At 71.3% G+C, this 24,819-nt stretch carries 26 protein-coding genes; 16 read left to right on the forward strand and 10 right to left on the reverse strand.

Annotated elements, in window-relative coordinates; all coding sequences use genetic code 11:
* Positions 1-2: 2 nt before the first annotated feature.
* Genes ABD978_RS10130 through ABD978_RS10140 form a run of 3 tightly spaced genes read right to left on the reverse strand, consistent with a single transcriptional unit; the run spans position 3 to position 1,466 of the window.
* Complete coding sequence (locus tag ABD978_RS10130; RefSeq protein WP_345352042.1) at positions 3-530, reverse strand: DinB family protein; 528 nt, start codon at positions 528-530, stop codon at positions 3-5.
* Positions 527-694, reverse strand: a complete 168-nt coding sequence (locus ABD978_RS10135; RefSeq protein WP_345352045.1) for a DUF397 domain-containing protein — start codon at positions 692-694, stop codon at positions 527-529. The genes ABD978_RS10130 and ABD978_RS10135 overlap by 4 nt, the downstream gene beginning before the upstream one ends.
* Positions 678-1,466, reverse strand: a complete 789-nt coding sequence (locus ABD978_RS10140) for a helix-turn-helix domain-containing protein (RefSeq protein ID WP_345352048.1) — start codon at positions 1,464-1,466, stop codon at positions 678-680. The genes ABD978_RS10135 and ABD978_RS10140 overlap by 17 nt, the downstream gene beginning before the upstream one ends.
* Before the next feature lie 125 nt (positions 1,467-1,591).
* Between ABD978_RS10140 and ABD978_RS10145 the strand changes: the two genes are divergently transcribed.
* The gene (locus ABD978_RS10145; RefSeq protein ID WP_345352051.1) at positions 1,592-1,804 is read left to right on the forward strand and encodes a hypothetical protein; all 213 of its coding nucleotides are present in this window, start codon (positions 1,592-1,594) and stop codon (positions 1,802-1,804) included.
* A gap of 68 nt (positions 1,805-1,872) precedes the next feature.
* On the opposite strand, the gene ABD978_RS10150 is transcribed toward ABD978_RS10145, so the two are convergent.
* Positions 1,873-2,748 carry an HhH-GPD family protein gene (locus ABD978_RS10150; protein ID WP_345352054.1) on the reverse strand — a complete coding sequence of 292 codons (876 nt, stop codon included), beginning with the start codon at positions 2,746-2,748 and terminating at the stop codon, positions 1,873-1,875.
* A 66-nt stretch (positions 2,749-2,814) separates the two neighbouring features.
* Between ABD978_RS10150 and ABD978_RS10155 the strand changes: the two genes are divergently transcribed.
* From ABD978_RS10155 to ABD978_RS10170, 4 genes are all read left to right on the forward strand, one after another.
* A complete protein-coding gene (locus ABD978_RS10155; protein ID WP_345352057.1) occupies positions 2,815-3,474 on the forward strand; it encodes a hypothetical protein in 660 nt (219 codons plus the stop codon).
* A gap of 293 nt (positions 3,475-3,767) precedes the next feature.
* Positions 3,768-4,028, forward strand: coding sequence for a hypothetical protein (locus ABD978_RS10160; RefSeq protein ID WP_345352060.1), 261 nt, complete (start codon positions 3,768-3,770; stop codon positions 4,026-4,028).
* Positions 4,029-4,240: 212 nt separating this feature from the next.
* Positions 4,241-4,486: a hypothetical protein gene (locus tag ABD978_RS10165; protein WP_345352063.1), complete on the forward strand. Its 246-nt coding sequence runs from the start codon at positions 4,241-4,243 to the stop codon at positions 4,484-4,486.
* 204 nt (positions 4,487-4,690) lie between these two features.
* Positions 4,691-4,864, forward strand: coding sequence for a CsbD family protein (locus tag ABD978_RS10170; RefSeq protein WP_345352066.1), 174 nt, complete (start codon positions 4,691-4,693; stop codon positions 4,862-4,864).
* Between the two features lie 142 nt (positions 4,865-5,006).
* On the opposite strand, the gene disA is transcribed toward ABD978_RS10170, so the two are convergent.
* On the reverse strand, positions 5,007-6,086 hold the full coding sequence (gene disA / locus ABD978_RS10175; protein ID WP_345352069.1) for a DNA integrity scanning diadenylate cyclase DisA: 1,080 nt from the start codon (positions 6,084-6,086) through the stop codon (positions 5,007-5,009).
* Positions 6,087-6,178: 92 nt separating this feature from the next.
* Positions 6,179-7,579, reverse strand: a complete 1,401-nt coding sequence (gene radA / locus ABD978_RS10180) for a DNA repair protein RadA (RefSeq protein WP_345352072.1) — start codon at positions 7,577-7,579, stop codon at positions 6,179-6,181.
* Positions 7,580-7,729: 150 nt separating this feature from the next.
* Between radA and ABD978_RS10185 the strand changes: the two genes are divergently transcribed.
* Entirely contained in the window at positions 7,730-8,623 is an 894-nt protein-coding gene (locus tag ABD978_RS10185) for an SGNH/GDSL hydrolase family protein (protein ID WP_345352075.1), read from the forward strand.
* Positions 8,624-8,635: 12 nt separating this feature from the next.
* Here ABD978_RS10185 and ABD978_RS10190 read toward each other — a convergent pair whose 3' ends face one another.
* Positions 8,636-9,223: a class I SAM-dependent methyltransferase gene (locus ABD978_RS10190; protein ID WP_345353672.1), complete on the reverse strand. Its 588-nt coding sequence runs from the start codon at positions 9,221-9,223 to the stop codon at positions 8,636-8,638.
* Between the two features lie 302 nt (positions 9,224-9,525).
* On the opposite strand from ABD978_RS10190, the gene ABD978_RS10195 reads away from it, so the two are divergent.
* The 5 genes from ABD978_RS10195 to ABD978_RS10215 all read left to right on the forward strand — a co-directional run bounded on the left by ABD978_RS10195 (position 9,526) and on the right by ABD978_RS10215 (position 13,782).
* Positions 9,526-10,383, forward strand: a complete 858-nt coding sequence (locus ABD978_RS10195; RefSeq protein ID WP_345352078.1) for a sugar phosphate isomerase/epimerase family protein — start codon at positions 9,526-9,528, stop codon at positions 10,381-10,383.
* Positions 10,384-10,426: 43 nt separating this feature from the next.
* Positions 10,427-11,011: a TetR/AcrR family transcriptional regulator gene (locus ABD978_RS10200; RefSeq protein WP_345352081.1), complete on the forward strand. Its 585-nt coding sequence runs from the start codon at positions 10,427-10,429 to the stop codon at positions 11,009-11,011.
* 283 nt (positions 11,012-11,294) lie between these two features.
* Positions 11,295-12,023 (forward strand): ABC transporter ATP-binding protein, encoded by a 729-nt coding sequence (locus ABD978_RS10205; RefSeq protein ID WP_345352084.1) that lies wholly within the window; start codon positions 11,295-11,297, stop codon positions 12,021-12,023.
* Positions 12,020-12,754 (forward strand): ABC transporter permease, encoded by a 735-nt coding sequence (locus tag ABD978_RS10210; RefSeq protein ID WP_345352087.1) that lies wholly within the window; start codon positions 12,020-12,022, stop codon positions 12,752-12,754. The genes ABD978_RS10205 and ABD978_RS10210 overlap by 4 nt, the downstream gene beginning before the upstream one ends.
* A 101-nt stretch (positions 12,755-12,855) precedes the next feature.
* Positions 12,856-13,782 carry a proline dehydrogenase family protein gene (locus ABD978_RS10215; protein ID WP_345352090.1) on the forward strand — a complete coding sequence of 309 codons (927 nt, stop codon included), beginning with the start codon at positions 12,856-12,858 and terminating at the stop codon, positions 13,780-13,782.
* A 274-nt stretch (positions 13,783-14,056) separates the two neighbouring features.
* Here ABD978_RS10215 and ABD978_RS10220 read toward each other — a convergent pair whose 3' ends face one another.
* On the reverse strand, positions 14,057-17,359 hold the full coding sequence (locus tag ABD978_RS10220) for a S8 family peptidase (protein WP_345352093.1): 3,303 nt from the start codon (positions 17,357-17,359) through the stop codon (positions 14,057-14,059).
* A 158-nt stretch (positions 17,360-17,517) separates the two neighbouring features.
* Between ABD978_RS10220 and proC the strand changes: the two genes are divergently transcribed.
* From proC to ABD978_RS10235, 3 genes are all read left to right on the forward strand, one after another.
* Entirely contained in the window at positions 17,518-18,312 is a 795-nt protein-coding gene (gene proC, locus ABD978_RS10225) for a pyrroline-5-carboxylate reductase (protein WP_345352096.1), read from the forward strand.
* A gap of 358 nt (positions 18,313-18,670) precedes the next feature.
* Positions 18,671-19,324 carry a glycine-rich domain-containing protein gene (locus ABD978_RS10230; RefSeq protein ID WP_345352099.1) on the forward strand — a complete coding sequence of 218 codons (654 nt, stop codon included), beginning with the start codon at positions 18,671-18,673 and terminating at the stop codon, positions 19,322-19,324.
* Between the two features lie 238 nt (positions 19,325-19,562).
* Positions 19,563-19,958, forward strand: a complete 396-nt coding sequence (locus ABD978_RS10235) for a hypothetical protein (protein WP_345352102.1) — start codon at positions 19,563-19,565, stop codon at positions 19,956-19,958.
* Positions 19,959-20,133: 175 nt separating this feature from the next.
* Here ABD978_RS10235 and ABD978_RS10240 read toward each other — a convergent pair whose 3' ends face one another.
* Positions 20,134-21,033, reverse strand: a complete 900-nt coding sequence (locus ABD978_RS10240; protein ID WP_345352105.1) for a DNA-3-methyladenine glycosylase family protein — start codon at positions 21,031-21,033, stop codon at positions 20,134-20,136.
* A gap of 194 nt (positions 21,034-21,227) precedes the next feature.
* On the opposite strand from ABD978_RS10240, the gene trpS reads away from it, so the two are divergent.
* A complete protein-coding gene (gene trpS, locus ABD978_RS10245; protein ID WP_345352108.1) occupies positions 21,228-22,211 on the forward strand; it encodes a tryptophan--tRNA ligase in 984 nt (327 codons plus the stop codon).
* Positions 22,212-22,437: 226 nt separating this feature from the next.
* The gene (locus tag ABD978_RS10250) at positions 22,438-23,478 is read left to right on the forward strand and encodes an NAD(P)-dependent alcohol dehydrogenase (RefSeq protein WP_345352111.1); all 1,041 of its coding nucleotides are present in this window, start codon (positions 22,438-22,440) and stop codon (positions 23,476-23,478) included.
* Positions 23,479-23,761: 283 nt separating this feature from the next.
* On the opposite strand, the gene ABD978_RS10255 is transcribed toward ABD978_RS10250, so the two are convergent.
* Entirely contained in the window at positions 23,762-24,769 is a 1,008-nt protein-coding gene (locus ABD978_RS10255) for an alpha/beta hydrolase (protein WP_345352114.1), read from the reverse strand.
* Positions 24,770-24,819 lie beyond the last annotated feature (50 nt).

Raw genomic sequence — 24,819 nt, forward strand, 5'->3', positions numbered from 1 at the left:
TCTCAGTGGCCGATGGCACCGTCGATGCGTTCGCGCAGCAGGTCGGCATGGCCGTTGTGCCGGGCGTACTCCTGGATCATCAGCGCGTACACCCAGCGCAGGGTCATCTCGATGCCCCGGCGCGGGTCGAGGAACGTCTCGTCGAGCGAGCGCCCCGCCGTCACCTTCCGGACGAGCTCGACCTCGCGGGCGTACGCGGCCAGGTCCGCCTCCGCGTCGGCGCCGGCCACGTCGAACTCGGCGTTCAGGTCGTCGTCGGTGCAGTACAGGTAGCCGGGCCGCTCTCCGGCGAACCGGTACCGGAACCAGTCGCGCTCCACCTCGGCCATGTGGCGGACCAGGCCGAGCAGCGACAGGCCGGACGGCTCGACACTGCGCCGCTTGAGCTGCTCGGCGGTCAGCCCGCCGCACTTCCACAGCAGCGTCCGCCGATGGTGGTCCAGCCACGCCTCCGCACTCGCGCGCTCGTCCGCCGCCAGCGCCGAGAAGGGAACAGGATCGCGGGCGATCTCCGGCGCCGTCCAAGTCATGGGCTTACGCGAGGCCATGCGATGACCTCGACGCAGTTGGAATCCCCGGTGCCCCTGTAGGTTGCCTTGCGCCACCGAAGCTGCACCTCGACGCAGTTCGAGTCCCCGTCAGCGCTGTAGCTGCTCTTCCGCCATCCACGCATTTTGTTACGCCTCCTCCGCATATGCCTCGATCATCTCCGCGGACATGTCGGGTGGCAACGCCAGGGCAGCGAGTTGCTGAAATGCCCGGTGCGCCCGAAGCACCTCTCCCGGAGTGTCGATTAGCTGACCGCGTGACCAGCCGTCGGAGTACGCGACGTCAGGCGCATCAGGGAAACGCATGACGCTGATCGGCCCACCGATCGCTTCGTGCAGGCAGGCAGAGAAGGGAAGGATCTGGATGGTGATGTTTCGGCGAGGAACAGCCAGCCTCTGTAGTTGCTCGCGGAAGGCCGCCGGATCACCGATTCGGCGGCATAGGACCGCTTCGTCGCTGATCGCGTGGAGTAGAGGTGGAGGTTCTTGATCGAGAATCCGCTGACGCCGCATCCGAAGTTGGACCAGCTCTTCGACCTCTTCTGGGGATAGATGCCGACGGGCTCGATGCACTAAGCGGGCATACGCCTTTGTCTGAAGTAGCCCTGGTACCAGTCTCATGTCGTATTCGTAGATCGTGTCCGCGCGCTGCTCAAGCTCGATGCGGTCGCCGAAGGGGCTGCCGTCGTCTTGGGCCTTCTTGGAGAGTTCGGTCATGACGCCGGGGAGGTTGAAGAGGGCGTCGGCGTGTTCGCCGAGGCCGGGTGGGGGCTTGCGGCGGCCTTGCTCGACGGAGGCGACCGTCCAGACGGACCAGGGGACGCGCTCGGCGAGTTGTTCGCGAGGCCAGCCCATGCGCTCGCGGTGGCGTCGTAGTTCGGTGCCGAAGTAGGAGACGAAGCCGGAGGAGTTCGCCATGGGTACGGGCTCCTTGTACGCGTCGGGGGAGAGCGGAGGGGTACGAGCTGCAGTCATTCCGCAGCGTAATCACTCGGTGACATCATCGTCAGGCAGATGGAAAAGTCCGATCACAGGAGGTCACCGTGCAGATGAAGATTGAGGGCGTGTACGTCTCAACGTGCGCCCATGTCCCCGAGAACACGGCACTGCGGGTCGTCCGGCACGCGGACGAGGAGATCACTTCCGTGCGGTTCGGCGAGGACGAACTGCTCGTCGTCGAACTCGACGACGCCATGATCCCAACCCTCGTCGAGGCCGTCCAAGGCGCCCGCCCGCCCAAGGCCGACACCGCCTGATCGAGGGCCTGGAACCGGGGTGTACGCATCCCGGCTCTGCCGGGTCCTGCGCACATCGCCTCTGGGGGTCAGCGGGGGAGGGTGAACCGGCCGTCGTCCAGGGGGTCGATGAGGCCGTCCTCGATGAGCGACGCGAGGGCGCGCTCACGCTGCCGTACGTCGTCCCACGCGTCATCGAGCGCCGCGCGCTCCACGGGGCCGCTGGCGTGCCGCAGAACGGCGAGGAGACGGCCCCGGCACTGGCGGTCCGTCCCGGCGTACGTCTGCCCCTTCCGGGCGGGGCCGTCGTACGGGGGCTTGCCCGCCAGCCGCCACGCGCAGGAGGCGATCACCGGGCAGTCGGCGCAGCGCGGAGTCCGGGCCGTGCATACGAGCGCCCCCAGCTCCATCACCGCCACGCCCCAGGTCGCGGCCGTCTCCGCGTCCGGCGGCAGCAGCGACTCGGCGAGGCGGACTTCGCCGGCCGTCTGGGTCTTCGGCGGGTACTCGACGCCGGTGACCATCCGGGCCAGCACCCGGCGCACGTTGGTGTCCAGCACCGCGTGCCGCTGCCGGTAGGCGAAGCTCGCCACCGCCGCGGCCGTGTACGCGCCCACGCCCGGCAGCGCGCGCAGGTCGTCGTACGCGGGCGGCACCTGCCCGTCGTGCCGATCGACGATCGCGCGGGCGCTCGCGTGGAGGTTGAGCGCGCGCCGCGGATAGCCGAGCCGTCCCCAGGCGCGGACGGCCTCGCCCGGCGGCTCCGCGGCCAGCGCGGCGGGCGTGGGCCAGCGGGTCAGCCACGCCTCGTAGGCGGGCAGGACCCGGGAGACCGGCGTCTGCTGCAGCATGATCTCGCTGACCAGAACCGCCCAGGGGGAGGCGTCCGGCCGCCGCCAGGGCAGATCCCGCGCGTGTTCGGTGTACCAGCTGAGAATGGGCTCGGCGTAGGTAGGTCGGTGCATGGTGAGTTCGATCCTGACACGGCGGGTCGCGATAGCACGCACTGATCAAAAAAGGATACTTAGCGTATGGACTCCGATACGCAGGGGGACCTGGGGGAGGCGGACGCCTACTGGCGCCGCCGGGTCTACGTCCTGGCCGGGGGGATCACCGCCATCGGCCTGATGGCGTGGGCCTGCTCGGGTCCCGATCACAAGAAGTCGACGGCCCAGGTGCGCAACGCCGCGGCCTCGGTGACGCCGCTGCCGGTCACCGTGACCCCGGCGGCGACACCGGCCGCTCCGACGGCCACTCCGAAGGCCACGGTGACGGTCACCGTGACGCCCGGCATACCCGCCGCGAAGCCGCGCGGCGGGGATCCCTGTGACGACGCGGACGTGGTCGTGGGGCTGACGCCGAGCAAGGACGTCTACCAGGACAGGGAACACCCACGGTTCCGGATCAGCGTGGTGAACACCGGCCGCCGGGCCTGCACGTTCGACGTGGGCGGGAAGGCGCTGCGGCTGCGCATCACCTCCGGCTCGGACCCGGTCTGGTCGTCCGACCGGTGCGCCGCCGGCCCCGCCTCCGATCTCCAGCTCCTCCGGCGCGGGGTGCCGTACATCGCGGACGTCGACTGGGACCGCACCCGCTGCGGCGGCGACTCCCGCGCCCGCCCGGGGACGTACGTCGTCACCGCCAAGAGCGGCGGCGTCCGGCCGCAGAGCCAGGTCTTCCGCCTGCGCTAGGAACCCGTCCGGTGGATCGTGCGGTGCTCCATGCCGGCACGGAGGCCAGGCTGAGCACTGCCCGATGGCGGCGGGTTCGTCACCCCGGCCGACCGGGTCGACAACCGGGACGGCTCCCGTCCGCCGCCCGCGTCGTACCGAATGCTCGGCGACCGCCGAACGTCGGCATGCGGTAGTTGCGTGACGATCGTGCCGCGGCACAGTAGCCGCTGAGGCCCGACAACCGCGGGCGACAACGAAAACCGTCGTCCGTGTGCCATTGCACGCGGGCCGAATGACAACGGAGATTCCTCATGCACGCGATGCTCATTCACGTGGTGATCATCCTCGCCACCTGCTTCAGCTTCACATTCCCCTCCCTCGTCGTCGGCGCTCTCCTGCACCGCGACAACGGCATCGTCTTCGCCAGCGCCGGCGCCGGCATCAGCTTCGTCTTCGTCATCGTCGGCGCCGTCCTCGGCGGATGCTCCGGCGTTATCGCCGGCGTCTTCCTGGCCCTCGTCGTCATCCGGGTCATGATCGGCGTCCGGCGGCGCGTCCTGAAGCGCCGATGACGGCGGGGCTCACTCGGTGAACCGGCTCGGCGGCCGGTTCCGCCCGCAAACGTCTGGTCCTGCGGCCTCGGCCACGGGAGCAGGTTCCCTCGAATCCCGCGCCGCACATCCGGCAGCACGGTAACCCCTGAAGCTCGCATACCGCGGGCGGCAGTCAAAAACCCATCGTTCGCGTGCCATTGCGCGCGGGCCAGATGACAACGGAGATCCTCATGCCCTTCATCGTGACGATTCTCGGTATCGTCCTCATGCTCGCGGTCGCCTTCGGCGTCGGTGCGCTCATGAACGGCACCAATGGCATCGATGGCGTCGCCTTCGGCGTCATCACCTTCCTCGTCGGCCTCCTCGGCGGCTACGTCGGCGCCTACTACACCGGCGGGAACGGCACCTACGTCGGCGGCTACGTCGGCCTCATCCTGGGCTGCATGGTCGCCAGAAAATTCGGCCTGCGCCGCTGACGGCAAGGTTCACTTGGCGGACCGGCTCGGCGGCCGGTCCCGCTCGCAAGCGTCTGGTCCTGCGGCTTCAGCCGTGGGACCAGTTCTTTTTTCGGGCCCGTATCGCGCATCCGCCGCGCCGAACAGTCCTGATGGATCGGCATCCTTGCCGCCAGGACGGGTAGGAGGCGGGCCACAGCGATCCACGGAAGAAGGGGAGTCGACATGAGCGCTCAGGACAAGGCCGCCAACACCGGCGACAAGATCAAGGGTAAGGCGAAGGAAGCGGTCGGCAAGGTCACCGGAAACGAGGAGATGGAAGCCGAGGGCAAGGCCGACCAGGTCAAGGGTGACGCGAAGCAGGCGGGCGAGAAGGTCAAGGACGTCTTCAAGGACTGATCCCGGCGATCCTTTCTGGAACGCCGGTATCGAACGTAAGGCCGCAGCCGGGAGCTGCGGCCTTACGCGTGGGTCCTGTCGGCGGCGCTCCACGCGGGGCGGCCGGTTTCGTGCGTCCCTGCCGCCGGGTGGACCGGTCGCGTCAGACGTAGCGTTCGAGGATCGAGGACTCGGCCAGGCGGGACAGGCCCTCGCGGACGCTGCGGGCGCGGGACTCGCCGACCCCGCCGACCGACTGCAGGTCGTCGATGCTGGCGGCGAGGAGCTTCTGCAGGCCGCCGAAGTGCTCGACGAGGCGCTCCATCAGCAGGGCGGGCAGGCGGGGGACCTTGGCGAGCAGCCGGTAACCCTTCGGGCTGACCGGTGTGTCCAGCGGGTCGTTGCCGCCGAAGTCGAGGACGTCCGCCACGGTGGCCAGGTCGAGGAGCTCGGAGGCCGACAGCTGGTTCAGCGCGGCGAGGACCTCGTCGACCGAGCGGGTGTGGTCCTCCGGCTGGTAGTCGCGCACGATCAGCTCGCGGTCGATGTCGACGCCGGAGACCAGCTCGTCGAGCTGCAGGGACAGCAGCCGTCCGTCGGTGCCGAGCTCGACGACGTAGCCGTTGATCTCGTCGGCGATGCGGCGCACCATCTCCAGGCGCTGCACGACCGCGCTGACGTCGCGCGCGGTGACGAGATCCTCGATCTCCAGCGCCGACAGCGTGCCGGAGACCTCGTCGAGCCGCAGCTTGTAGCGCTCGAGGGTGGCGAGGGCCTGGTTGGCGCGGGACAGGATGGCCGCCGAGTCCTCCAGGACGTAGCGCTGGCCGTCGAGGTAGAGGGCGATGATCCGCATCGACTGGCTGACCGACAGCACCGGGTAGCCGGTCTGGCGGGCGACCCGCTCGGCCGTGCGATGCCGGGTGCCGGACTCCTCGGTCGGGATCGTCGGATCCGGCATCAGGTGCACGCCGGCGCGCACGATGCGGGTGCAGTGGGCGTCGATGACGATCGCGCCGTCCATCTTGGCCAACTCGCGCAGCCGGGTGGAGGAGAACTCGACGTCGAGCTCGAAGCCACCCGTGCACAGGCCGGCGACGACACGGTCGTAGCCCATCACGATCAACGCACCGGTGTGGCCCCGCAGGATGCGTTCCAGCCCGTCGCGGAGCTGCGTCCCCGGAGCGATCGCGGCAAGCGTTGCGCGGCGTCGCTCGTCTCTGCCCTTGTCTTGTGCTGGCACGTGACCCCCGGAGGTCTCTGAACGGCGGTCAGTTTATCGGTGAACGCGAAAAGCCGACCCGCTCCCCTCGTCCGACGGCGGTCGCGCGGCGGTCACGCGTCCGCTCCCGCCGTCGCGAACGCGAGGCCGATCGCCGTCCACACGTCGTCCACTTCTGTCACTTGCATACCCTCATCCGTCACGATCGTGCCACCGGCGCGGCCGGATGTGGGGTCGAGTGACCCGCCGGGCACGATGGCGCGCCGGTAGCCGAGCCGGGCGGCCTCGGAGAGCCGCCGCTTGGCCGCCTGCACGCCGCGCACCTCACCGGCCAGCCCGACCTCGCCGAAGGCGACCAGGTCGGAAGGCAGGGTGGCGTCGTTGGCCGCGCCCGCGACGGCGAGCGCCACGGCCAGGTCGACGGACGGCTCGCTGAGCCGCACGCCGCCGACCGTCGCGGCGTACACGTCGCGGTCGTGCAGCTTGATGCGGCAGCGGCGCTGCAGCACCGCGAGCATCATCGCGATCCGCGCGGAGTCCAGCCCGGACGTCATGCGCCGCGGGTTGGCCAGCGGGGAGGGGGCGACGAGCGACTGCACCTCCGCGACCAGCGGCCGCCGGCCCTCCAGCGTCACCGTCACGCAGGTGCCCGGCGCGGGCTTCTCCTGGCGGGTCAGGAACAGGCCGCTGGGATCGGCCAGCCCGATGATCCCCATCTCCGACAGATCGAAGCAGCCCAGCTCGTCGGTGGGGCCGTAGCGGTTCTTCACCGCGCGGATCATGCGGAGCCGGCTGTGCCGGTCGCCCTCGAAGTAGAGCACCACGTCCACGAGGTGCTCCAGGACGCGCGGACCGGCGATCGAGCCGTCCTTGGTCACGTGGCCGACGACGACCGTGGTGATGCCGCGCTCCTTGGCGACCCGGATCAGGTTGGCCGCCACCTCCCGGACCTGGCTCACCCCGCCGGCGGCGCCGTCCACCTCGGCGGAGCCGATCGTCTGGATCGAGTCGACCACCAGCAGCTCCGGGGCGACGGCGTCGACCTGGCCGAGAACGGCCGCCAGGTCGGTCTCGGAGGCGAGGTAGAGCCGGTCGGCGATCGCGCCGATCCGGTCGGCCCGCAGCCGCACCTGCTCCGCCGACTCCTCACCGGTCACGTACAGCGCGGTGCCGCGGTCGGCGTGCAGCGCCGCGACCTCGAGCAGCAGGGTCGACTTGCCGATGCCGGGCTCGCCGGCCAGCAGCAGCACCGCACCCGGCACCAAGCCGCCGCCGAGCACGCGGTCGAGCTCGTCCAGCCCCGTGGCGGTGGTCTGCGCGGCCTGCACGTCGACCTCGCCGATCGGCCGGGCCGGCGCGCTGACCGGCCCGGGCGTGACGACCCGCGCCGGTTTCGCCGCGCCCGCCACGTCGACGGTGCCCCACGCCTGGCACTCGCCACAGCGCCCGACCCACTTGGAGGTCTGCCAACCGCACTCGGCGCAGCGGTACGCCTGCTTCACGCTCTTCGCCATGCCCGCGACTGTACGGCCCGCCGCCGACAAATGAGAGTGACCTCGGTGACGGTGGGTGACATAGTAGTCACTGGCCGACTTCGGACAGGTATGTTGACTGGGCCTGTCCGTCGGCCCTTACTTGCGGGCAGAGGGGCAGGGGAGGGCGCGATGCGCAGGTGGCCGGCACTCATGGCGTTGATTCCGACGCTCGTCGCCGGTGGCTCCGGGCGGGCGTGCTCCGCCACCGGCGCCACCGGTGTCTCGGCGCGGGAGGCCGCCGCCGCCGGCCGCTACGTCGCGCTCGGCGACTCGTTCACGGCGGGGCCGTTGATCCCGCACCGGCACGGCACTCCGATCGCCTGCCTGCGCTCCGACCACAACTATCCGTCGCTGGTGGCGCGGATGCTGCAGCCCGCCTCGTTCACCGACGTGAGCTGCAGTGCCGCCACGACGGAGAACATGAGCCGCGCACAGTCCGTCCTGTTCGGCAAGAACATCCCGCAGCTCGACGCGGTGACCGGCGACACCACCCTGGTGACGCTCGGCATCGGCGGCAACGACATCGGCTACAGCCGGATCGTGCTGACCTGCGCGACGCTCAGCCTCGCCAGTCCGCACGGCGCGCCCTGCACGCGCTACTACGGCTCGACCCTGGACCAGCGGATCTCCGCCACCGCGTCGAAGGTCGCCGCGGTCCTGCATGCCGTCCACGCCCGCGCCCCGCGCGCCCGCGTCCTGGTCGTCGGCTATCCCCGGATGCTGCCCGCCCGTACGGGCTGCTGGCCGAACGTCCCCACCGCCTCCGGCGACATCCCGTTCCTCGACCGGTTCGAGCGGCATCTCAACACGATGCTCGCCGAGGAGGCCCGGCGCGGTGGTGCGGGCTTCGTCGACGCGTACCGCACCGCCCAGCGGCACGACATGTGCTCCACGGACCGGTGGGTCGAGGGGATCCTGATCACGAACCCGGCCGCGCCCGTCCATCCGAACGCCAAGGGCATGCAGGCCGTCGCCGACCGCGTCCTCGCCGTGCTCGGCGCGTCCCGCGTGACCGGTGACTGATCCGGGTACGTGTCAGTAGCGCCGCCACCACAGGTTGACGGCGTAGTCGACCTCACAGCCCTCGACCTCGCTCAGGAACTCCGCGGCGAGCTCGGCCGGAAACTCGATCTTCAGTACGGCCTCGAGGTCCGCGCGGTCGTCGAAGCGCCAGCGAATGTCCAGCGGCGTACGGGAGAACCCATGCCGAGACCAGAACCGCTCGACGGTGACGGGGTCGTAGGACGGCAGCCAGCGCCGGAACCACGCCCCGAACGTCGACCGCGTGGCGTCGTTGTCGATGAGGAACGCCGCGCCCCCGCGTCGTACGACCCGGCTCAGCTCCGTGAGGCCCGGTTCGCAGCCGGGCCCGAAGAAGTACGCCCAGCGGGCGTGGACCACGTCCACCGACGCGTCGGGTACCGGGAGCGCCTGGGCCGCGCCCACGCGCACGGCCACGTCGGGGACGCCCGCGACGCGGCGGCGGGCGAGGCCGGCCAGTCCGGCGTGCGGTTCGACGCCGACGACCTTCGCGGCCGTCCGTGCGAACGCGGGCAGGTGGAAACCGGTGCCGCAGCCCACGTCGAGCACCACCGCGCCGTCCCACGGCCGGATCTCGCGCATGGCCTGCTCGATCCGGCCGTCCGGGTCGACCGCGCGGTTCTCCAGCTCGTAGACCTGCGGACTGTTCCAGATGTTGGGGCTGGCGATGGCTCCAGGGGCGATCACGCCTCCACGGTAGACGGCGCCGGCGGTGATCGCGCCGCCACGGTGGACGGCGCCGGCGGTGATCGCGCCGCCACGGTGGACGGCGCCGGCGGTGGTCACGCCGCCACGGTGGACGGCGCCCCGGAATACCACACCGTCACGGCCGGCGCCGGGACGGCTGGCCGGACCAGCCGATGGAACGCATAGGCTTGCCGATTGTGGAAGAAGTCCTCCAGGTCCCCGACGCGCCCATCGTTCTGTCCTCGGCGTCGGTCTACCCGGAGAAGACGCCGGCCGCGTTCGACCTCGCCGCGCGCCTCGGGTACGACGGCATCGAGATCATGGTCACCGCCGATCCGGCGAGCCAGGACATCGACGTGCTGCGCAGACTGTCCGACTATCACCAGATTCCGATCACGTCGATCCACGCGCCGTGCCTCCTGCTGACCCAGCGGGTCTGGGGGCGGGAGCCCTGGGGCAAGCTGATGCGCTCCAAGGACACCGCCGAGAAACTCGGCGCCGACGTCGTCGTGGTCCATCCCCCCTTCCGCTGGCAGCGTGAGTACGCCCGTGAGTTCGAGCAGGGGCTCGCCCGCATGCAGGAGGAGACCGACGTCGTCTTCGCCGTGGAGAACATGTTCCCCGTACGGGCGCGCACGGCCGAGGTCGGGATGTACTCCCCGCATTGGAATCCCGTCGACCTGCCCTATCCCAGCGTGACGGTCGACCTGTCGCACGCCGCCGTGTCCGGCTCGGACCCGCTGGAGATGGCGGACGCCCTCGGTGACCGGCTCGCGCACATCCACCTCGCCGACGGCATCGGCATCGTCAACCGCGACGAGCACCTGGTCCCGGGCCGGGGCAACCAGCCGTGCGCGCAGATGCTCGAGCGGCTGGCCGCCCAGCGGTACACCGGCCAGATCGTCGTCGAGATCAACACGCGCCGTGCCACCGACCGCGAACAGCGGGAGAGCGACCTCGCCGAGTCGCTGGCGTTCGCGCGCCTGCACCTGGCCGCGGCCGCCTCCGCCGGCCACTGGCAGGTGAACTCCGAGGGCGAGGTCACGCCCTCGTGACGGCGTCGGCGGCCCCTCGGACCAGTGATGAGGGGCGCCGCGGATGACGGCGCCGACGCGCCGCCCGGGACGCCGGCCGGGACCGTCCTCGTCGCGGGACGACATCCTGGCGGCCGCGCGCGTGCTGTTCGGCGAGCGCGGCTACGACAAGGCCTCGATCCGGGCCATCGCCCGCGAGGCGAGGGTGGACCCGGCGCTGGTCCACCACTTCTTCGGGTCCAAGGAGGAGCTCTTCGCGGCGGCGATGGAGTTCCCGGTGGACCCGTCGGTGTTCCTCGGGCAGGTCATGGCGGGTCCGCGGGCGCAGATCGGCGAGCGGATGGCGCGGACCTTCCTGCGGATCTGGTCGGATCCGCGGCTGCGCCCGCAGTTCGTCGGCATCTTCCGGTCGGCGGCCACCACGGAGCAGGGCGCGGCGCTGCTGCGGGAGTTCATCACCCGGACGATCCTGACCCGCGTCGCCGACACCCTGGACCTGCCGCCGCTGAACCTCGCGGCGGCCGCGGCCCAGATGATGGGCGTCGTGATGCTGAAGTACATCGTGCAGGTCGAGCCGATGGCGTCGGCGACCGAGGACGAACTCGTCGCGCTGCTGGCGCCGACGCTCCAGCGGTACCTCGAGGGCTGATCCGCCCGTCCCGCCGATCAGGAGTCCGCGAGCGTGGCGCTGATCGTGGTGTGCACCGTCTTCAACACTCGGCCGCTGTGGTCGTAGGCGCGGACGAGCAGCGTCTTGTCGGGGGACGCCTCTCGTACCGGTCACGGGTCTTCTCTCGTCCTGTCATGTCGGTAGACGCGACGGGAGAGCGCCACTATGCCCCGATCGCGGAGCGGATTCGGAGTCCTGTGGGCGATCGGTGACGAAGCTCGGAGCCCTTGACACGTCAGGGGCGCAAGCCTAATTTCAACGCATGATGAATTCCGTCATCGAGGCTCGGGACCTCCGGGTCGTGCGGGGCGGGCGTCCGGTCCTGCACGATCTGACCTTCGACGTGCCGCGCGGTTCCGTCGTCGGCCTGCTCGGGCCGAGCGGCTGCGGCAAGACGACGCTCATGCGGGCCGTCGTCGGCGTGCAGATCGTCCAGGGCGGCACCGTCACCGTGCTCGGCCGCCCGGCCGGCCACCGCGAGCTGCGCCACCGCGTCGGCTACGCCACCCAGCGGCCGGCCGTCTACGCCGACCTCACCGTGCGGGAGAACCTGCGCTACTTCGCCGCCGTGCTCGGCGCCCCGAAGGGCGACGTCGACCGGGTCACCGACGAGGTCGGCCTCGGCGGCGCCCGCGACCAGCTCGTCGCCGCCCTGTCCGGCGGCCAGCTGAACCGGGTGAGCCTCGCCGTCGCGCTGCTCGGCCGGCCGGAGCTGCTCGTCCTGGACGAGCCGACGGTCGGGCTGGACCCGGTGCTGCGCGGCGAGCTGTGGGAGCTGTTCCACGAGCTGGCCGGTCGCGGGACGACCCTGCTCGTCTCCAGCCACGTCATGGACGAGGCCGCCCGGTGCGAGCGGCTGCTGCTCATGCGGGAGGGCCGGATCATCGCCGACGACACGCCCGGCGCGCTGCGCGACCAGACCGGCACCGGCGACCTCGAGCAGGCCTTCCTCAAGATCATCGAGCGGAGAGAGAAGGTGGGCCGGCGGTGAGCGTCACTGTCACCCTCGCGACGGCCCGGCGGATCCTGAGCCAGCTCCGGCACGACCACCGAACGCTGGCGCTGATCGTGGTCGTCCCCAGCCTGCTGATGGTCCTGCTGCGGTACGTCATGAACCGGCCCGAGGCGTTCGACCGGTTCGGGCCGATGCTGCTCGGCGTCTTCCCGCTGGTCGTGATGTTCATCGTGACCAGCGTCGCCACGCTGCGGGAGCGGACGAGCGGCACGCTGGAGCGGCTGATGACGATGCCGCTCGGCAAGCTCGACCTGCTGCTGGGCTACGCCCTGGCGTTCGGCGTCACCGCGCTCGTCCAGGTCGCGGTCGTCGCCACCATCTCCCTCACCTGGCTCGGCCTGGACCTGCGGGGGTCGGTGTGGACGCTCGTGGTCCTGACCCTCCTCGCGGCCCTGCTCGGCGTCGCGCTGGGGCTGTTCACCAGCGCCTTCGCCCGTACGGAGTTCCAGGCGGTGCAGTTCATGCCGGCGTTCATCCTGCCGCAGGTGCTGCTGGCCGGGCTGTTCGTGCCGCGCGACCAGATGTCCACGGTCCTGCGGTGGATCGCCGACGTGCTGCCGCTGTCGTACCTCGTCGAGGCGATGCGGGAGCTGACCGGCCACTCCGGCCTGACCGGCACGCTCGGGCGCGACATCGCGGTCATCGCCGGCTGTACGGTCCTCGCCCTCCTGCTGGGCGCCGCGACCCTCCGCCGCCGTACGCCCTGACGCGGTCAACCCGAGGGAGATCCATCGTGACCGGCCTCGTCAAGGCTGGCATAGCCTGATGGGCGATCGGGACAGTGTGGTCCTCAGGGAGAGGGGGAACCTTGCTCCGCCAGGCTCTCTTGGCCGCCTCACGCAGCGGTGGCGTACGCCGGATCGTCGAGACCGCGCCGTACAGCAGGAACGTCGTTCGCAGGTTCGTCGCGGGGGAGACCGCCGCCGACGTCCTCACCACCACCGACCGGCTGATCTCCGATGGTCTGCTGGTCACCATCGACCATCTCGGTGAGGACACCGTCGAGGCCGTCCAGGCCAAGGCGATCACCGCCGAGTACGAACGGCTCCTGGAGCGGGTCGCCGAGGCCGGGTACGGTCCCCGCGCCGAGGTCTCGGTCAAGCTGACCGCGCTCGGCCAGTTGCTCGACGACGGCGAGCGCATGGCGCTGGAGAACGCCCGGCGCGTCTGCGCGGCCGCCCGGCAGGCGAACACCACCGTGACCCTCGACATGGAGGACCACACCAGGGTCGACTCGACGCTGCGCATCCTGAAGGAGCTGCGGCAGGACTTCCCCGACACCGGCGCGGTCATCCAGGCCTACCTCCGCCGCGCCGAGGAGTACTGCGCCGACCTCGCCTACGAAGGATCACGGGTACGCCTGTGCAAGGGCGCCTACAACGCCCCCGACTCGGTCGCGTTCACCGGCAAGGACGCCGTGGACAAGTCTTACGTGCGGTGCATGCGGGTGCTGATGGCCGGGCGCGGCTACCCGATGCTGGCCACCCACGACCCGCGGCTCATCGAGATCGCCGGCGCGCTCGCCGTGCTGAACGAGCGGAGCCCGGACGGCTTCGAGTACCAGATGCTGTACGGCATCCGCCCGAACGAGCAGCGGCGCCTGACCGAGCTCGGCGGCCAGGTGCGCGTGTACGTCCCGTACGGCCGGGAGTGGTACGGCTACCTCATGCGCCGGCTCGCCGAACGCCCCGCTAACGTCGGGTTCTTCCTGCGGTCGCTCGCCTCGAAGTCCTGAGACCTCGAAGTCCTGAGCGAGGAACGCGGAGAGAGAAGGACCGCCCCGGCCGGATTGGGGATAACGCACACACGGGAGGTGCGGGCCGGGGCGGTCCGGTCAACGGGCCCGGAGGCCCTGATTCTCACGGTGTTCCCATCGATTACTTGTCCGCTGGACCGGATGGTGTTCCCGTGAGGGGCGCGTGACGCCTGTCACAGCGGACCGGTCGTCTTGCTTCCCGGTCCCTGGCGGTCGCCGTCGGATGAGCCGCGGCGACCGCCAGGGGAACGGGTCAGCCTCCGGTGTAGGCGCGGATGATGGTCTGGTCGACCTTGCCGCCGCCGGAGTCGGTGGCCTGGACGCGCAGCGAGACGGCCTGGTCCTTCGCCGCCGTGGGCAGCTTGGCGGTGTACTTCGCGCCGCCCGCGGCGGTGACGGTGGCGGCCTGCCAGGTCTTCCCGTCGTCGAGCGAGGTCCACAGCTTCAGGCCGGTGGCCGTGGCGGCGGCCGCTCCCGCGACGCGGGCGACGGTGAAGGTCGCGGTGTCGCCGTCCGGGTGGTTGAGCACGTCCAGCGGCAGCGCGTAGTCCACCGTCAGCAGCGGCACCCGCTCCTCACCCGGCTTCGAGCGGAACGTCCACGTCGTCGAGGTCTTGGTCGACATCGGCAGCAGCTTCGACACGTCCACGTCGTAGCCGAGCCGGTAGGTGCCCGCCTTCGCCGGAACGCTGAAGTCGCCGTAGGAGTGCGTGCTCGTCCCGGCGAGGCTGTCGCCCACGTACAGCCGCATCGTGCGCGACGTGGAGCTCTCCCAGACGGGGTCGCCGAGCAGGCAGTCGAAGCCGTCCGGCAGATCCTGCAGGTCGACCAGTTCGACGTGGATGTTCCCGCGGGCCCGGGTCGTCGGCCCCGGCTGGCACCCGCTCGCCGACGGCTCCGTCGCCGAGTAGGGGCCCGGCCGGAACGGCTGGCGGAACCAGTCGTTCGTGTAGGTCCGCCCGGCCTCGTAGCGCCGGATCGGCAACTGCGTCACCCAGCCGTACTTGGCGATGTCCGTGCGGAACGCCTCGTTGATCCACTGAACGCCGGCCTCGCCGGACACGTAGTCGATCCGCGTCGAGCCCGCGGGAACCTCGCTGGACGCCTCGTTCACCAGGAAGCCGGCCGGAGAGACGCCGTACCGCTTCTCGGTGTCCGGGTGGGAGGTGTCGCCGACCAGGGCGCCGAAGCGCTCGTCGATCCGCGCGAGGTCCTTGGCGGTGGCCGTGTACTCCACCGTCGCGGGGACCTCGGACCCGAGGCCGTGGAGGATGTCGTAGACCGTCTTCCCGCCGTCGGTCAGCCGGCCGTAGGCGTACGCGCGGAACGTGCCGGTCCGCGCGGGAGCGATCGGCGTGCTGTACACGGTGGGGGAGCCGTCGAACGCGAGCACGCCGGTGCCCCAGACTCCGGCCCCGATGCCGCGTTCGGCCATGAGGCCCTGGACGGCGCTCGGGTCGGCCGTCGTGCCCGGCGCGGACAGCCGCACGGGCTGTGCCCGGGAGCCGTCGAGCGTCACGGTGGTGTCGCCCTGCACGGTGACGTCGGTGTCTCCGGCGAATGCGGAGCGGGCCTTGCCCTCCGTGGTGTCGTCCACGCTGCCGAGGACGGAGTAGTGGCCGGCCGGCACGGTGATGCTCGTGACCCCGCCGGCCGGGATCTCCGTCCCGTTGTCGTACAGATCGGGGTTGTCGTTGTTCACCACTCCGACATAGCCGCCGAGCGCCCCATCGGGAGTGCCCGGGATCGGCGTGGCCTTCAGCGTCAGCGTGTGGGTCTCCGGTTCGGCGGTCGCGCCGACCGGGACGCGAAGGGCGACGCCGTCCGCCGTGGCGGTGACCGCGCCGCTGTAGTGGCCCGCCGTCGACAGGCGACCGGGGTCGAGCGTCAGCGTGACGGACGCCGACCCACCGGCCGGGACGTTCACCGTCGCGGGCAGGCCGAGCGCGGCCACGCTCTCGCCCTGTGGGGTGGCGAGGTGGGCGGCGAGCTTCAGCGTCACGGCGGCCGATCCGCTGTTCGTCCAGCTCAGCTGCTGGGTGAGGGCCTTGGTCGACCCGTGCGGGATCGATCCGAACGAGACGGCCGACTGGTCGCCGAGGACCGTCGCCGCAGTCGCGGCGCCCACGTCCAACCGTCCGGCGCCCGTCTCGTAGACCGTCCCCGACGCCTCGTGCGCCGTGGTCACCAATGCCGCCTTGAGCTGCGTCGATGTCCAGGACGGGTGTTTTTGCAGCAGGTCGGCCGCCGCGCCGGCGACGTGCGGGGTGGCCATGGAGGTGCCGCTCGCGGAGGTGTACCGCGCGTCGATGAGGTGTCCCATCGACGTGCCCGCGGCGCGGGCGGCGACGATGTCCACGCCGGGAGCGGAGATCTCCGGTTTCAGTAGCGCGCCGCCACGGCTGGAGAAGCCGGCGACCTTGTCGTCCCCGTCCACCGCGCCGACGGTGAGCGCCGACGGCGCGACACCGGGCGACTCGATGCTGTCGGGGAGCCCGTCGTTCCCGGCCGCGACGACGAACAAAGTGTTGTCCTTCGCGGTGAGCTCCTCGACGGCCTTGGCCGTCGGGTCGTTCGCCGGGTCGTCGGTCCAACCGCCCAGGCTCATGCTGACGATCCTGGCCTTGGGCGCGGCCCACTCCATGCCGGCGATGACGTCGGAGTCTCGGCCGCTGCCGTCGTCGCCGAGAACCTTGCCGATGAGGAGGTCGGCGTCGGGGGCGACGCCCTTGCGCTCACCGTGAGCGGCGGCGCCGGTCCCGGCGATCGTCGCCGCGACGTGCGTGCCGTGCCCGAACCGATCGACGGTGTCGGCGCTCTCGCTGAAGTTCTGCTGCTCGGCGATGCGTCCCTGGAGGTCCGGGTGGGTGGCGTCGACGCCGGTGTCGAGCACGGCGACCTTGACGCCCTTGCCGGTGGCGCCGGCCTTCCAGGCGGCGGGGGCGCCGATCTGGTCGAGGTTGTGGTCGAGCGCCTGGGCGTGGACCTTGCGGTCGAGCCAGATGTGCTGGACGTCCCCGGCCAGCGCGCTGCGGGCCAGCGCGGGCCCCTTCGCCCTGGGCTGGCGGACCGCGGTGGCGCCGATGCTGCGGAGGGTCCGGCCGCCCGCGGCGAGCGCCTTCACGCCGCCACCGCTCTTGACGATCAGCGGCAGGCCGGTGCTCGCGCCGTCGTCGTCCCCGTCGTTGATCAGGGTGGTGACGTCGAAGAGCGCCGGGTCGTAGACCTTCCCGAGCTTCCGGACGACGTCCTGGGGGATCACCCGGATGGTCCCGTCCGGCCGGATGTCCCGGACGAAGGGGATCTTCTTGCGGCCCGCTCCCGGTTCCACCGAGACGAGCGGCGGGCGGTTCGCGGCGGTCTGCACGTGGACGACGTCCCCGGTGAGGAGCGTCACCGTCCACGACCTCCCGGCGGGGAGCTTGGTCGTCTTGGGCTTCGCGGCCTGCCGGGCACTGGCGGCGGGCGCGGCGGAGGCGGTGTGGGCGGTGGCCGGAACGCCGGCGGCCACCACTCCGGCGAGCGTGATCGCCACGCCCGCTCTGGGTCTTCTCATTGGGACTCTCGATCCTCATGGACAACACCTGTCACAAGGGATTCGCCGAACGAGCCCCGATCTTTCCGGCCGAATCGGATCTTTTCGGCGTCCGCAGGTCAGGGCGCCGGCCGTACGGGCGGCTCGGTACGCTTCTGGGAGACGGGAGGCTGGAGACGATGATCGCGATTCTCGGCGCCGGCAAGATGGGCGAGGCGCTGCTGTCCGGAGTCCTGCGGGCCGGGCGCAAGCCCTCGGAGCTGCTGGTCACGACGCGGCGCGAGGAGCGGGGCGCGCTGCTGCGCGAGCGGTACGGCGTGCAGGTCGCCACCAACGCCGAGGCCGCGGCGACCGCGGACACCCTCGTCCTGGCCGTCAAGCCGCAGGACATGGACACGCTGCTGCGGGAGCTACGGGACCACGTCCCGGCGGGCCGCCTCGTCATCTCGATGGCCGCCGGCATCCCGACCGCGTTCATCGAGGAGCGCCTGCCCGACGGCGTCGCGGTCGTCCGCGTCATGTCGAACACGCCCGTCCACGTCGACGAGGCGATGAGCGTGATCTCCGCGGGCACGCACGCCGGGGAGGAGCACCTGAAGCTGACCGAGGAGCTGATGAGCCCGGTCGGCAAGGTGCTGCGCATCCCCGAGTCGCTGCAGGACGCCGCCACCGCCCTGTCCGGCAGCGGCCCCGCGTACTTCTACTACCTCGTCGAGGCGATGGTCGACGCGGGCATCCTGCTCGGCATGCCGCGCGCGGCGGCGCTCGAGATGGTGATCCAGTCGGCGGTGGGCGCCGCGATCATGCTGCGCGACTCCGGCGACCACCCGGTCATGCTGCGCGAGGCGGTCACCTCGCCCGCCGGGACGACGATCTCGGCCATTCGCGAGCTGGAGCGCCACGGCGTGCGCGCCGCCGTGATCGAGGCCATCGAGGCCGCCCGCGACCGCGGCCGCGAACTCGGCGCGGGCTGACCGCCGTTCCCCGGCCGATCACGATGTAAGAGACGACCCCAGGGTTCGCGGCCCTTCAGTGGGACCAGGTCACACTCCCGCTGATCTGTGACCTGGTCTTTCTCTGCGCTTCACGATGCGGGAGCACGGGCTTGCCGAGGTCACGCATTCGGTGATTCGTCCGTCCGTGCCGCGAGACGGTGTGCCCTGGCCCCGAATCATTCTGCGATGTAATCGCGTAGATGCGGTGAGTGATGGTTATTCTATGTAGTCACAAAGACACCATCAGCAACGGTCGTACGGGAGAGCCATGCACAGCGAGACCCCTCAGCCCAGCCGCCGCCCGGGCAACCTGTTCTGTCGCGTCCGAGGAGGCGTCGTGGGCGTCGCGGCGGCGGCCGGGATACTGCTGCCGGTGGCCGGGAGCGTTCCCGCCCACGCCCAGACCCAAAAGGTCTACACCGCACCGGGCGCGACCACCTTCACCGTGCCCACCGGGGTGTCCCAGATCAGGGTCGTCCTGACCGGCGCCGGAGGAGGCGGCAGCATGGGGACCGGCAACACCGTCTACCTGTCCGGCGGCAGTGGTGGGGGCGGGGGCGCCACCTCGTTCTGCACCCTGGCCGTCCATCCCGGTGACAACATGACCATCACCGTCGGCGCCGGCGGCGCCGCACCGAACGGCGACGGCCTCGCCGGGACGGCCTCCTCCATCGCCTACGCCAACGAGGGCGGCGCCAGCGCCGACGCCGGCGGCGGCGGCCATACCGGTCCCGGCGGCCACGAGGACGCCGGCGGCGCGGGAGGAATGAATGCCACCTGGTGCGCCGGCAGCGATGCCGGTCAGAACTTCGGCCAGGCCGGCACGGCGGGCGTCAAAGACGCGGGAGGCCCCGGAGGCGCGCCCGGCGCCGGGGTATCCAGCGCCTGCCCGGCCGGTACCGGCCGAGGCGGAAACGGCGCCGACTCAGCTCCTGCCCCCTACCGGCGCGGCTTCCCCGGCGCGAACGGCTGCGTCGTCCTCGTCTACTGACACCCCACGACAGCACCGACGCCTCCGGCCGGAGGCCGATGAGCAGGTACGAGAGCTGCCGGCCCGCGTCGGGCCGGCGGACAAGGGGGTCATCGTGGAGAGCGGAGCGCCGGCGGAGGTCTTCGACGAGCCACGGAGCCCCCGGACCCGTGCCTTCCTGGCGAACGTTCGCTGAGTCGCGCCGTAAATTCTCGGCCGTACGTTGAACCGAAGCGGCCTCGCGAACGGTGATGCAGGTATGGGCCTGATACTTCGCCTGCTCGTCGTCGCGGGGCTCGCGGTCGACGCGTACGTCCACTTCCACCTGGCCGGTGACCTGGGATCGGGCGGCGGCCTCACCGAGGGCACGCTGTTCTGGATCCAGGGGGTACTGGCCGCGCTCGTCGCCGTGCTGGTACTCCTCCGCGCGACTCGCCTGACCTACGGGATCGCCTTCGTCGTCGCGGCGAGCGCCCTCGGCGCGGTGCTGCTCTACCGCTACGTCGACGTCGGCCCGCTGGGGCCGTTCCCGAACATGTACGAGCCGGTCTGGTACGCCGAGAAGGTCGTCACGACCGTCGCCGAGGCGGTGGCCACCGTCGCCGCCGCCCTCGGCCTCTGGCAAACGTCGCCACGACCACGAACGACCGGGTGAGGGAACGCCGAGCCCGGCCCGGCCGGCTTGGAGCCATCCAAGCCGGATCGACCAGCCACTTTGACGCCGACGTTGACGGGCCAACCTCGACAAACCGGCCATCGCCCCGTCCACAACGGCGGCGACGTGGTCACGCCGACGGCAAAGTCACCGCGACACCGTGACCGACGGGGCTTCACCGGGTGACGCGGCGGCCGCGAGCGATCTCGGCGGTCTCGATCTCCCGCCGGGCGCGCAGCAGCAGCCCCACCCATGACCGGTACGGCCGCCAGGCCTCGGCGATCGCCGCGAGGCGCGCCGGGCTGGGGTCGTGCAGGCCGTACTCGTGGGCCATCTCGTCGTGCAGCCGCCGCTCGGAGGCGGGGAAGACGTCTGGGTGCCCCGCACCCCGGATGAGGATCAGCTCGGCGGAGAACAGCCCGATGCCGGGGATCCGCTGCAGCTCGACGAGGGCCTGCGCGGTCTCGATCGCCCGCAGCCGGTCGGCGTCCAGGTCGCCGTCGAGGGCGGCGTGGGCGATGCCGTGCAGGCGCTCGATCTTGACCGGCGGCAGCCCCGGCACGTCGGTGACGGCGAGCAGCCGCTCCGGTCCCGGGAAGCTCGCCACCCCGCCGACGACGTCGCCGAGACGCTCCGCCATGCGCTGCTTGATGGCGGCGGCCTGGGCGATCCGGATGCGGTGCCCGATCACGGTCCAGCAGGCCGCCTCGTACGGCGAGTGGAACAGCACCGGCCGCAGGCCCGGGAAGCGGTCCCGGAGCCGTACGACGTGCGGGTCGTCGAGTTCGGCGAAGCCGGTGCCGTCGACGTCCAGCGACAGGATCCGCCGGGCGTGCTCGGCGGCCGCCGTCACGTCGTCGGGGTGCGCCTCGATCTCGGCGTGGACCGTGTCGCCCTCCTGACGGAGCCGTACGCCCACGGGACGCCAGGACGGCGCGGCGGGGAAGGCGAGCGCGAGCGTGCCCCGGTGCCGCCCGGCGTCCGGCCGGCCCGCCGGCGTGAACCCTTCCAGGAACCGGATGCTCGCCGCCAGGTCGAACGGCCCCCGCACGGCGAGCGCGACATTTTCCGTCATACCGCGATGGTCACACTGAGGTACGACGTTTTGCCGCGCTACAATCGAGCCCATGCGAGGAATGCTCAACAGCAGTAGCTGGTGGGTCGCCTGACGGCGGCCGACCTCTCCTCGCGTACCCACTCGACGGCCGCCGCCTCGGCGGCCGTTTCTCGTTCCGCCGGGTGCGGTGGCCCTGTTCACAAGGAGTCACCGTGGCCCGCGTCCTCAGCCTCTTCACCCCCTCCGGCCGCCCGACCCTCGGCAACCTGCTGGGCGCGCTGCGGCCGTCCGCGCTGCGCCTGACCGCCGACGCGGCCCGTACGGATCACGTGTACGGGATCTCCGACCTGCACGCCCTCACGAGCCCGCACGACCCCGCGCTGCTGAACGAGCGGGCGCTGGAGCTGGCCGGGCTGGCCGTCGCGGCCGGCATCGACCCGGAACGGTGCGTGTTCTTCCGGCAGAGCGCGGTCCCCGCGCACACCGAGCTGTCGTACCTGCTGGAGAGCACCGCCCACTACGGCGAGATGCAGCGGATGATCCAGTTCAAGGAGAAGTCGGCGCGGCACGAGGTGGTGCGCCTGTCGCTGCTCACCTATCCGGCGCTGATGGCCGCCGACATCCTGCTCTACCAGGCGACCGACGTCCCGGTCGGCGCGGACCAGTCCCAGCACCTCGAACTGGCCCGTGACCTGGCGGAGCGCTTCAACCGCGCGTACGAGCCGGTGTTCACGCCGCCCCGTGCGGTGCTGCCGAAGGCCGCGGCGCGCGTCATGGACCTGGCCGACCCGTCGCGGAAGATGAGCAAGTCGATGGACTCGCCGGGAACGATCTACCTGCTCGACCCCGTCGACGTCGTACGGCGCAAGGTCATGCGGGCGGTCACCGACTCCGGCTCGGACGTGACGTACGACCCGGAGGGCAAGCCGGGCGTGTCGAACCTCCTGGCCATCCTGTCCGCGTGCACGGACACGCCGGTCGAGTCGCTGTCGTACTCCTCGTACGGCGAGCTGAAGCGGGCCACCGCCGACGCGGTGATCGCGCTGCTCCAGCCGCTGCAGGAGCGGTACGCCGCCATCGCCGCCGACCGCTCGGGGCTGGAGAAGACCCTGCGCGAAGGGGCGGAGCAGGCCCGCGACCTGGCCGCGCCGACGCTGGCGGCGGCCCGGCGCGCCATCGGCCTGACGGCCGCCTGAAGGACCTCCCCCTTAACGGGTCCGCCGCCCGGTCGCACCGACGCGACCGGGCGGCGCGATCAGAAGCCTTCGAGAAGGCTGCGTTCCACCGGTCAGGGGTGCCCTGTCGGTACACCCTTCAGCAGTGCCTTCCTCCCACCCGGACGACGGCCTTTGATGGGTGACGGCCACCTTGCCCACCCCGGAGCACTCGGGAAGCGGGCTTCGAATCGAAGGAGCGATCTCCATGCGTGTCCACGCCTACGCCGCACCGGCCGTCGGCGAGCCGCTGACCCCCACGACCATCGAACGGCGTGACGTCGGCCGGGGCGACGTTCTCATCGAGATCAAGTACGCCGGCATCTGTCACTCCGACATCCACACCGTAAGCGGCGACTGGGGCACTCAGCCCTACCCACTGGTCCCCGGCCACGAGATCGTCGGCATCGTCACCGAGGTCGGCGCCGCCGTCACCCGGCACCGGGTGGGCGACCGCGTCGGCGTCGGCTGCATGGTCAATTCCTGCGGGCGGTGCGTCAACTGCCGCAACGGTGACGAGCAGTACTGCCGGGAGGGGATGGTCCCCACCTACGCGGGTGTCGACCGGGACGGCACCGTCACGCAGGGCGGCTACTCCACGCACGTCGTCGTCGACGCCGACTTCGTCCTGGCAGTGCCCGAGGGCATCGACTTCGCCGCCGCGGCGCCGCTGCTGTGCGCCGGCATCACCACCTACTCGCCGTTGCGCCACTGGGGCGCCGGGCCGGGCAAGAAGGTCGCCGTCGTGGGCCTCGGCGGACTCGGGCACATGGCCGTCAAGATCGCCCACGCCATGGGCGCCGAGGTCACCGTGCTCTCGCAATCCCTGAAGAAGCAGGAGGACGGCCTGCGGCTCGGGGCCGACCATTACCACGCCACCGGCGACCCCGACACGTTCGAGCGGCTCGCCGGCCGGTTCGACCTGATCGTCAACACCGTCAGCGCCCGCATCGACGTCGACGCCTACCTCGGCCTGCTCGCCGTCGACGGCACCCTGGTCAACGTCGGCGCCCCCGCCGAGCCCCTGAGCGTCAACGTGTTCTCCCTCCTGAGCGGCCGGCGTTCCTACGCCGGGTCGATGATCGGCGGCATCGCCGAGACGCAGGAGATGCTGAATTTCTGCGCCGAGCACCACATCGGCGCCGACATCGAGCTGATCTCGGCGAATCAGATCAACGAGGCCTACGAGCGTGTTCTGGCCTCCGACGTCCGCTACCGGTTCGTCATCGACACCGCCACCCTCGGCTGACACGGAGCGCGACCGAGCGGGGCAGAGGGACGCTACGGCGACGTCACCGTTGGCCGACGGAGATCGTAGAGAGCGGCCCTCATGTGTGAGGGCCGCTCTCTTCCGGTGCCATGGCCGGCCTCCGGCCATGGCTCTTGTCGCTTCGGCTCCGTCTACCGGCGACCGAAGGAGATGATCCTCCTCGCGGTCCAGGACAACCCGGCGCCGATGGCGAAGCCGATCGTGACCGCGAGCGCGGCGTGGTGTCCCCATCCCACCTCGGCCATGATGGGGGGCTCGCGGGTCAGGCGGCCTCGGGGACGGAGCCGTGGTCGACGTCGCGGCGGATGAAGTGCGCGGCCTCCCGCATCGCCTCACTGGCCTCCGGTATCAGGCCGTTGAACATCTGGAACACGTGCATCTGGCCGGGCCAGACCTGCAGCTCGTAGTCGGCCCCCGCCTCGGCCAGCGCGTCGGCGAACTTCTCGGCCTCGTCCCGCAGCACCTCGATCCCGCCGACCTGGATGAGGAAGGGCGGGAGGTCGGCGCTCGCGCAGGTGAGGAGCGACAGGCGTGGATCGTTCCAATCGCCGCCCCCCACGTACAGGCGGCCGAACCGCGTCGCGACGGCCGGGACGATGAACGGGTCCCGGCGCAGCATCGGCGAGGTCAGCGCCAGTTCGCCGGTCAGGTCGATCCAGGGGGAGAAGAGCACCACCTTGCCGGGTGTCGGCAGGTCCGTGCGGCACGCCTCCCCGGCCAGGGCGGCGGCCAGGTGCCCGCCGGAGGAGTCGCCCACCACGGTGATCCTCTCGGGCGGCAGGCCACGGGCCAGCAGCAGGCGGTACGCGTCCAGGGCGTCCTCGAACGCCGCCGGGAACGGGTGCTCCGGCGCCTGCCGGTAGCGCGGCGCGAGCACGGGCATCCCCGTGTCCATGGCCAGCCGGGTGGTGATCACCCGGTGCGTGCGGGGCGAGCAGATCGCGTACGCCCCGCCGTGCAGGTACAGGATCACGCCGCGGCTCGCGTCGCCGCCGGGCGGCCGCAGCCACTCGCCGCGGACCGGGCGCCGGATCTCCGGGAGGTCCACGCACGGGTCGTTGAGGGGCTGGACGTGGACGCGGGGGTCGGCGCGCAGGCAGTGCGAACCCGCGCCCAGGAGGGTGCGCCACACCCGGACGCCGGTCGGCCCGCCTTTGACGCGGCCGGAGAAGGGCCGGACCCCCAGCCGGATGGCCGCGGCCAGCGCACGGCTCTGGGAGCTGGGGGTCCGCTCGTACGGGGGGAGTTCGGCATCTGCGACGTACGTCATGGCAACCGCCTCCTGGGCCAGGAGTCACCTAGTTAGTTAGATGCCCCACA

This window comes from Actinoallomurus liliacearum, assembly GCF_039542035.1.
Taxonomy (GTDB): domain Bacteria; phylum Actinomycetota; class Actinomycetes; order Streptosporangiales; family Streptosporangiaceae; genus Actinoallomurus; species Actinoallomurus liliacearum.

Coding starts and splice junctions, on each gene's coding strand:
- ABD978_RS10190 (WP_345353672.1), bottom strand. CDS start 9,223: ATGCGCGAGATCCGGCCGTGGGACGGCGCGGTGGTGCTCGACGTGGGC.
- ABD978_RS10155 (WP_345352057.1), top strand. CDS start 2,815: ATGGACTCCGATACGCAGGGGGACCTGGGGGAGGCGGACGCCTACTGG.
- ABD978_RS10220 (WP_345352093.1), bottom strand. CDS start 17,359: ATGAGAAGACCCAGAGCGGGCGTGGCGATCACGCTCGCCGGAGTGGTG.
- ABD978_RS10200 (WP_345352081.1), top strand. CDS start 10,427: ATGACGGCGCCGACGCGCCGCCCGGGACGCCGGCCGGGACCGTCCTCG.
- ABD978_RS10135 (WP_345352045.1), bottom strand. CDS start 694: ATGCGGAGGAGGCGTAACAAAATGCGTGGATGGCGGAAGAGCAGCTAC.
- ABD978_RS10130 (WP_345352042.1), bottom strand. CDS start 530: ATGACTTGGACGGCGCCGGAGATCGCCCGCGATCCTGTTCCCTTCTCG.
- proC (WP_345352096.1), top strand. CDS start 17,518: ATGATCGCGATTCTCGGCGCCGGCAAGATGGGCGAGGCGCTGCTGTCC.
- ABD978_RS10140 (WP_345352048.1), bottom strand. CDS start 1,466: ATGGCGAACTCCTCCGGCTTCGTCTCCTACTTCGGCACCGAACTACGA.
- ABD978_RS10160 (WP_345352060.1), top strand. CDS start 3,768: ATGCACGCGATGCTCATTCACGTGGTGATCATCCTCGCCACCTGCTTC.
- ABD978_RS10235 (WP_345352102.1), top strand. CDS start 19,563: ATGGGCCTGATACTTCGCCTGCTCGTCGTCGCGGGGCTCGCGGTCGAC.
- ABD978_RS10170 (WP_345352066.1), top strand. CDS start 4,691: ATGAGCGCTCAGGACAAGGCCGCCAACACCGGCGACAAGATCAAGGGT.
- ABD978_RS10150 (WP_345352054.1), bottom strand. CDS start 2,748: ATGCACCGACCTACCTACGCCGAGCCCATTCTCAGCTGGTACACCGAA.
- ABD978_RS10250 (WP_345352111.1), top strand. CDS start 22,438: ATGCGTGTCCACGCCTACGCCGCACCGGCCGTCGGCGAGCCGCTGACC.
- ABD978_RS10205 (WP_345352084.1), top strand. CDS start 11,295: ATGATGAATTCCGTCATCGAGGCTCGGGACCTCCGGGTCGTGCGGGGC.
- ABD978_RS10255 (WP_345352114.1), bottom strand. CDS start 24,769: ATGACGTACGTCGCAGATGCCGAACTCCCCCCGTACGAGCGGACCCCC.
- ABD978_RS10185 (WP_345352075.1), top strand. CDS start 7,730: ATGCGCAGGTGGCCGGCACTCATGGCGTTGATTCCGACGCTCGTCGCC.
- radA (WP_345352072.1), bottom strand. CDS start 7,579: ATGGCGAAGAGCGTGAAGCAGGCGTACCGCTGCGCCGAGTGCGGTTGG.
- ABD978_RS10240 (WP_345352105.1), bottom strand. CDS start 21,033: ATGACGGAAAATGTCGCGCTCGCCGTGCGGGGGCCGTTCGACCTGGCG.
- ABD978_RS10165 (WP_345352063.1), top strand. CDS start 4,241: ATGCCCTTCATCGTGACGATTCTCGGTATCGTCCTCATGCTCGCGGTC.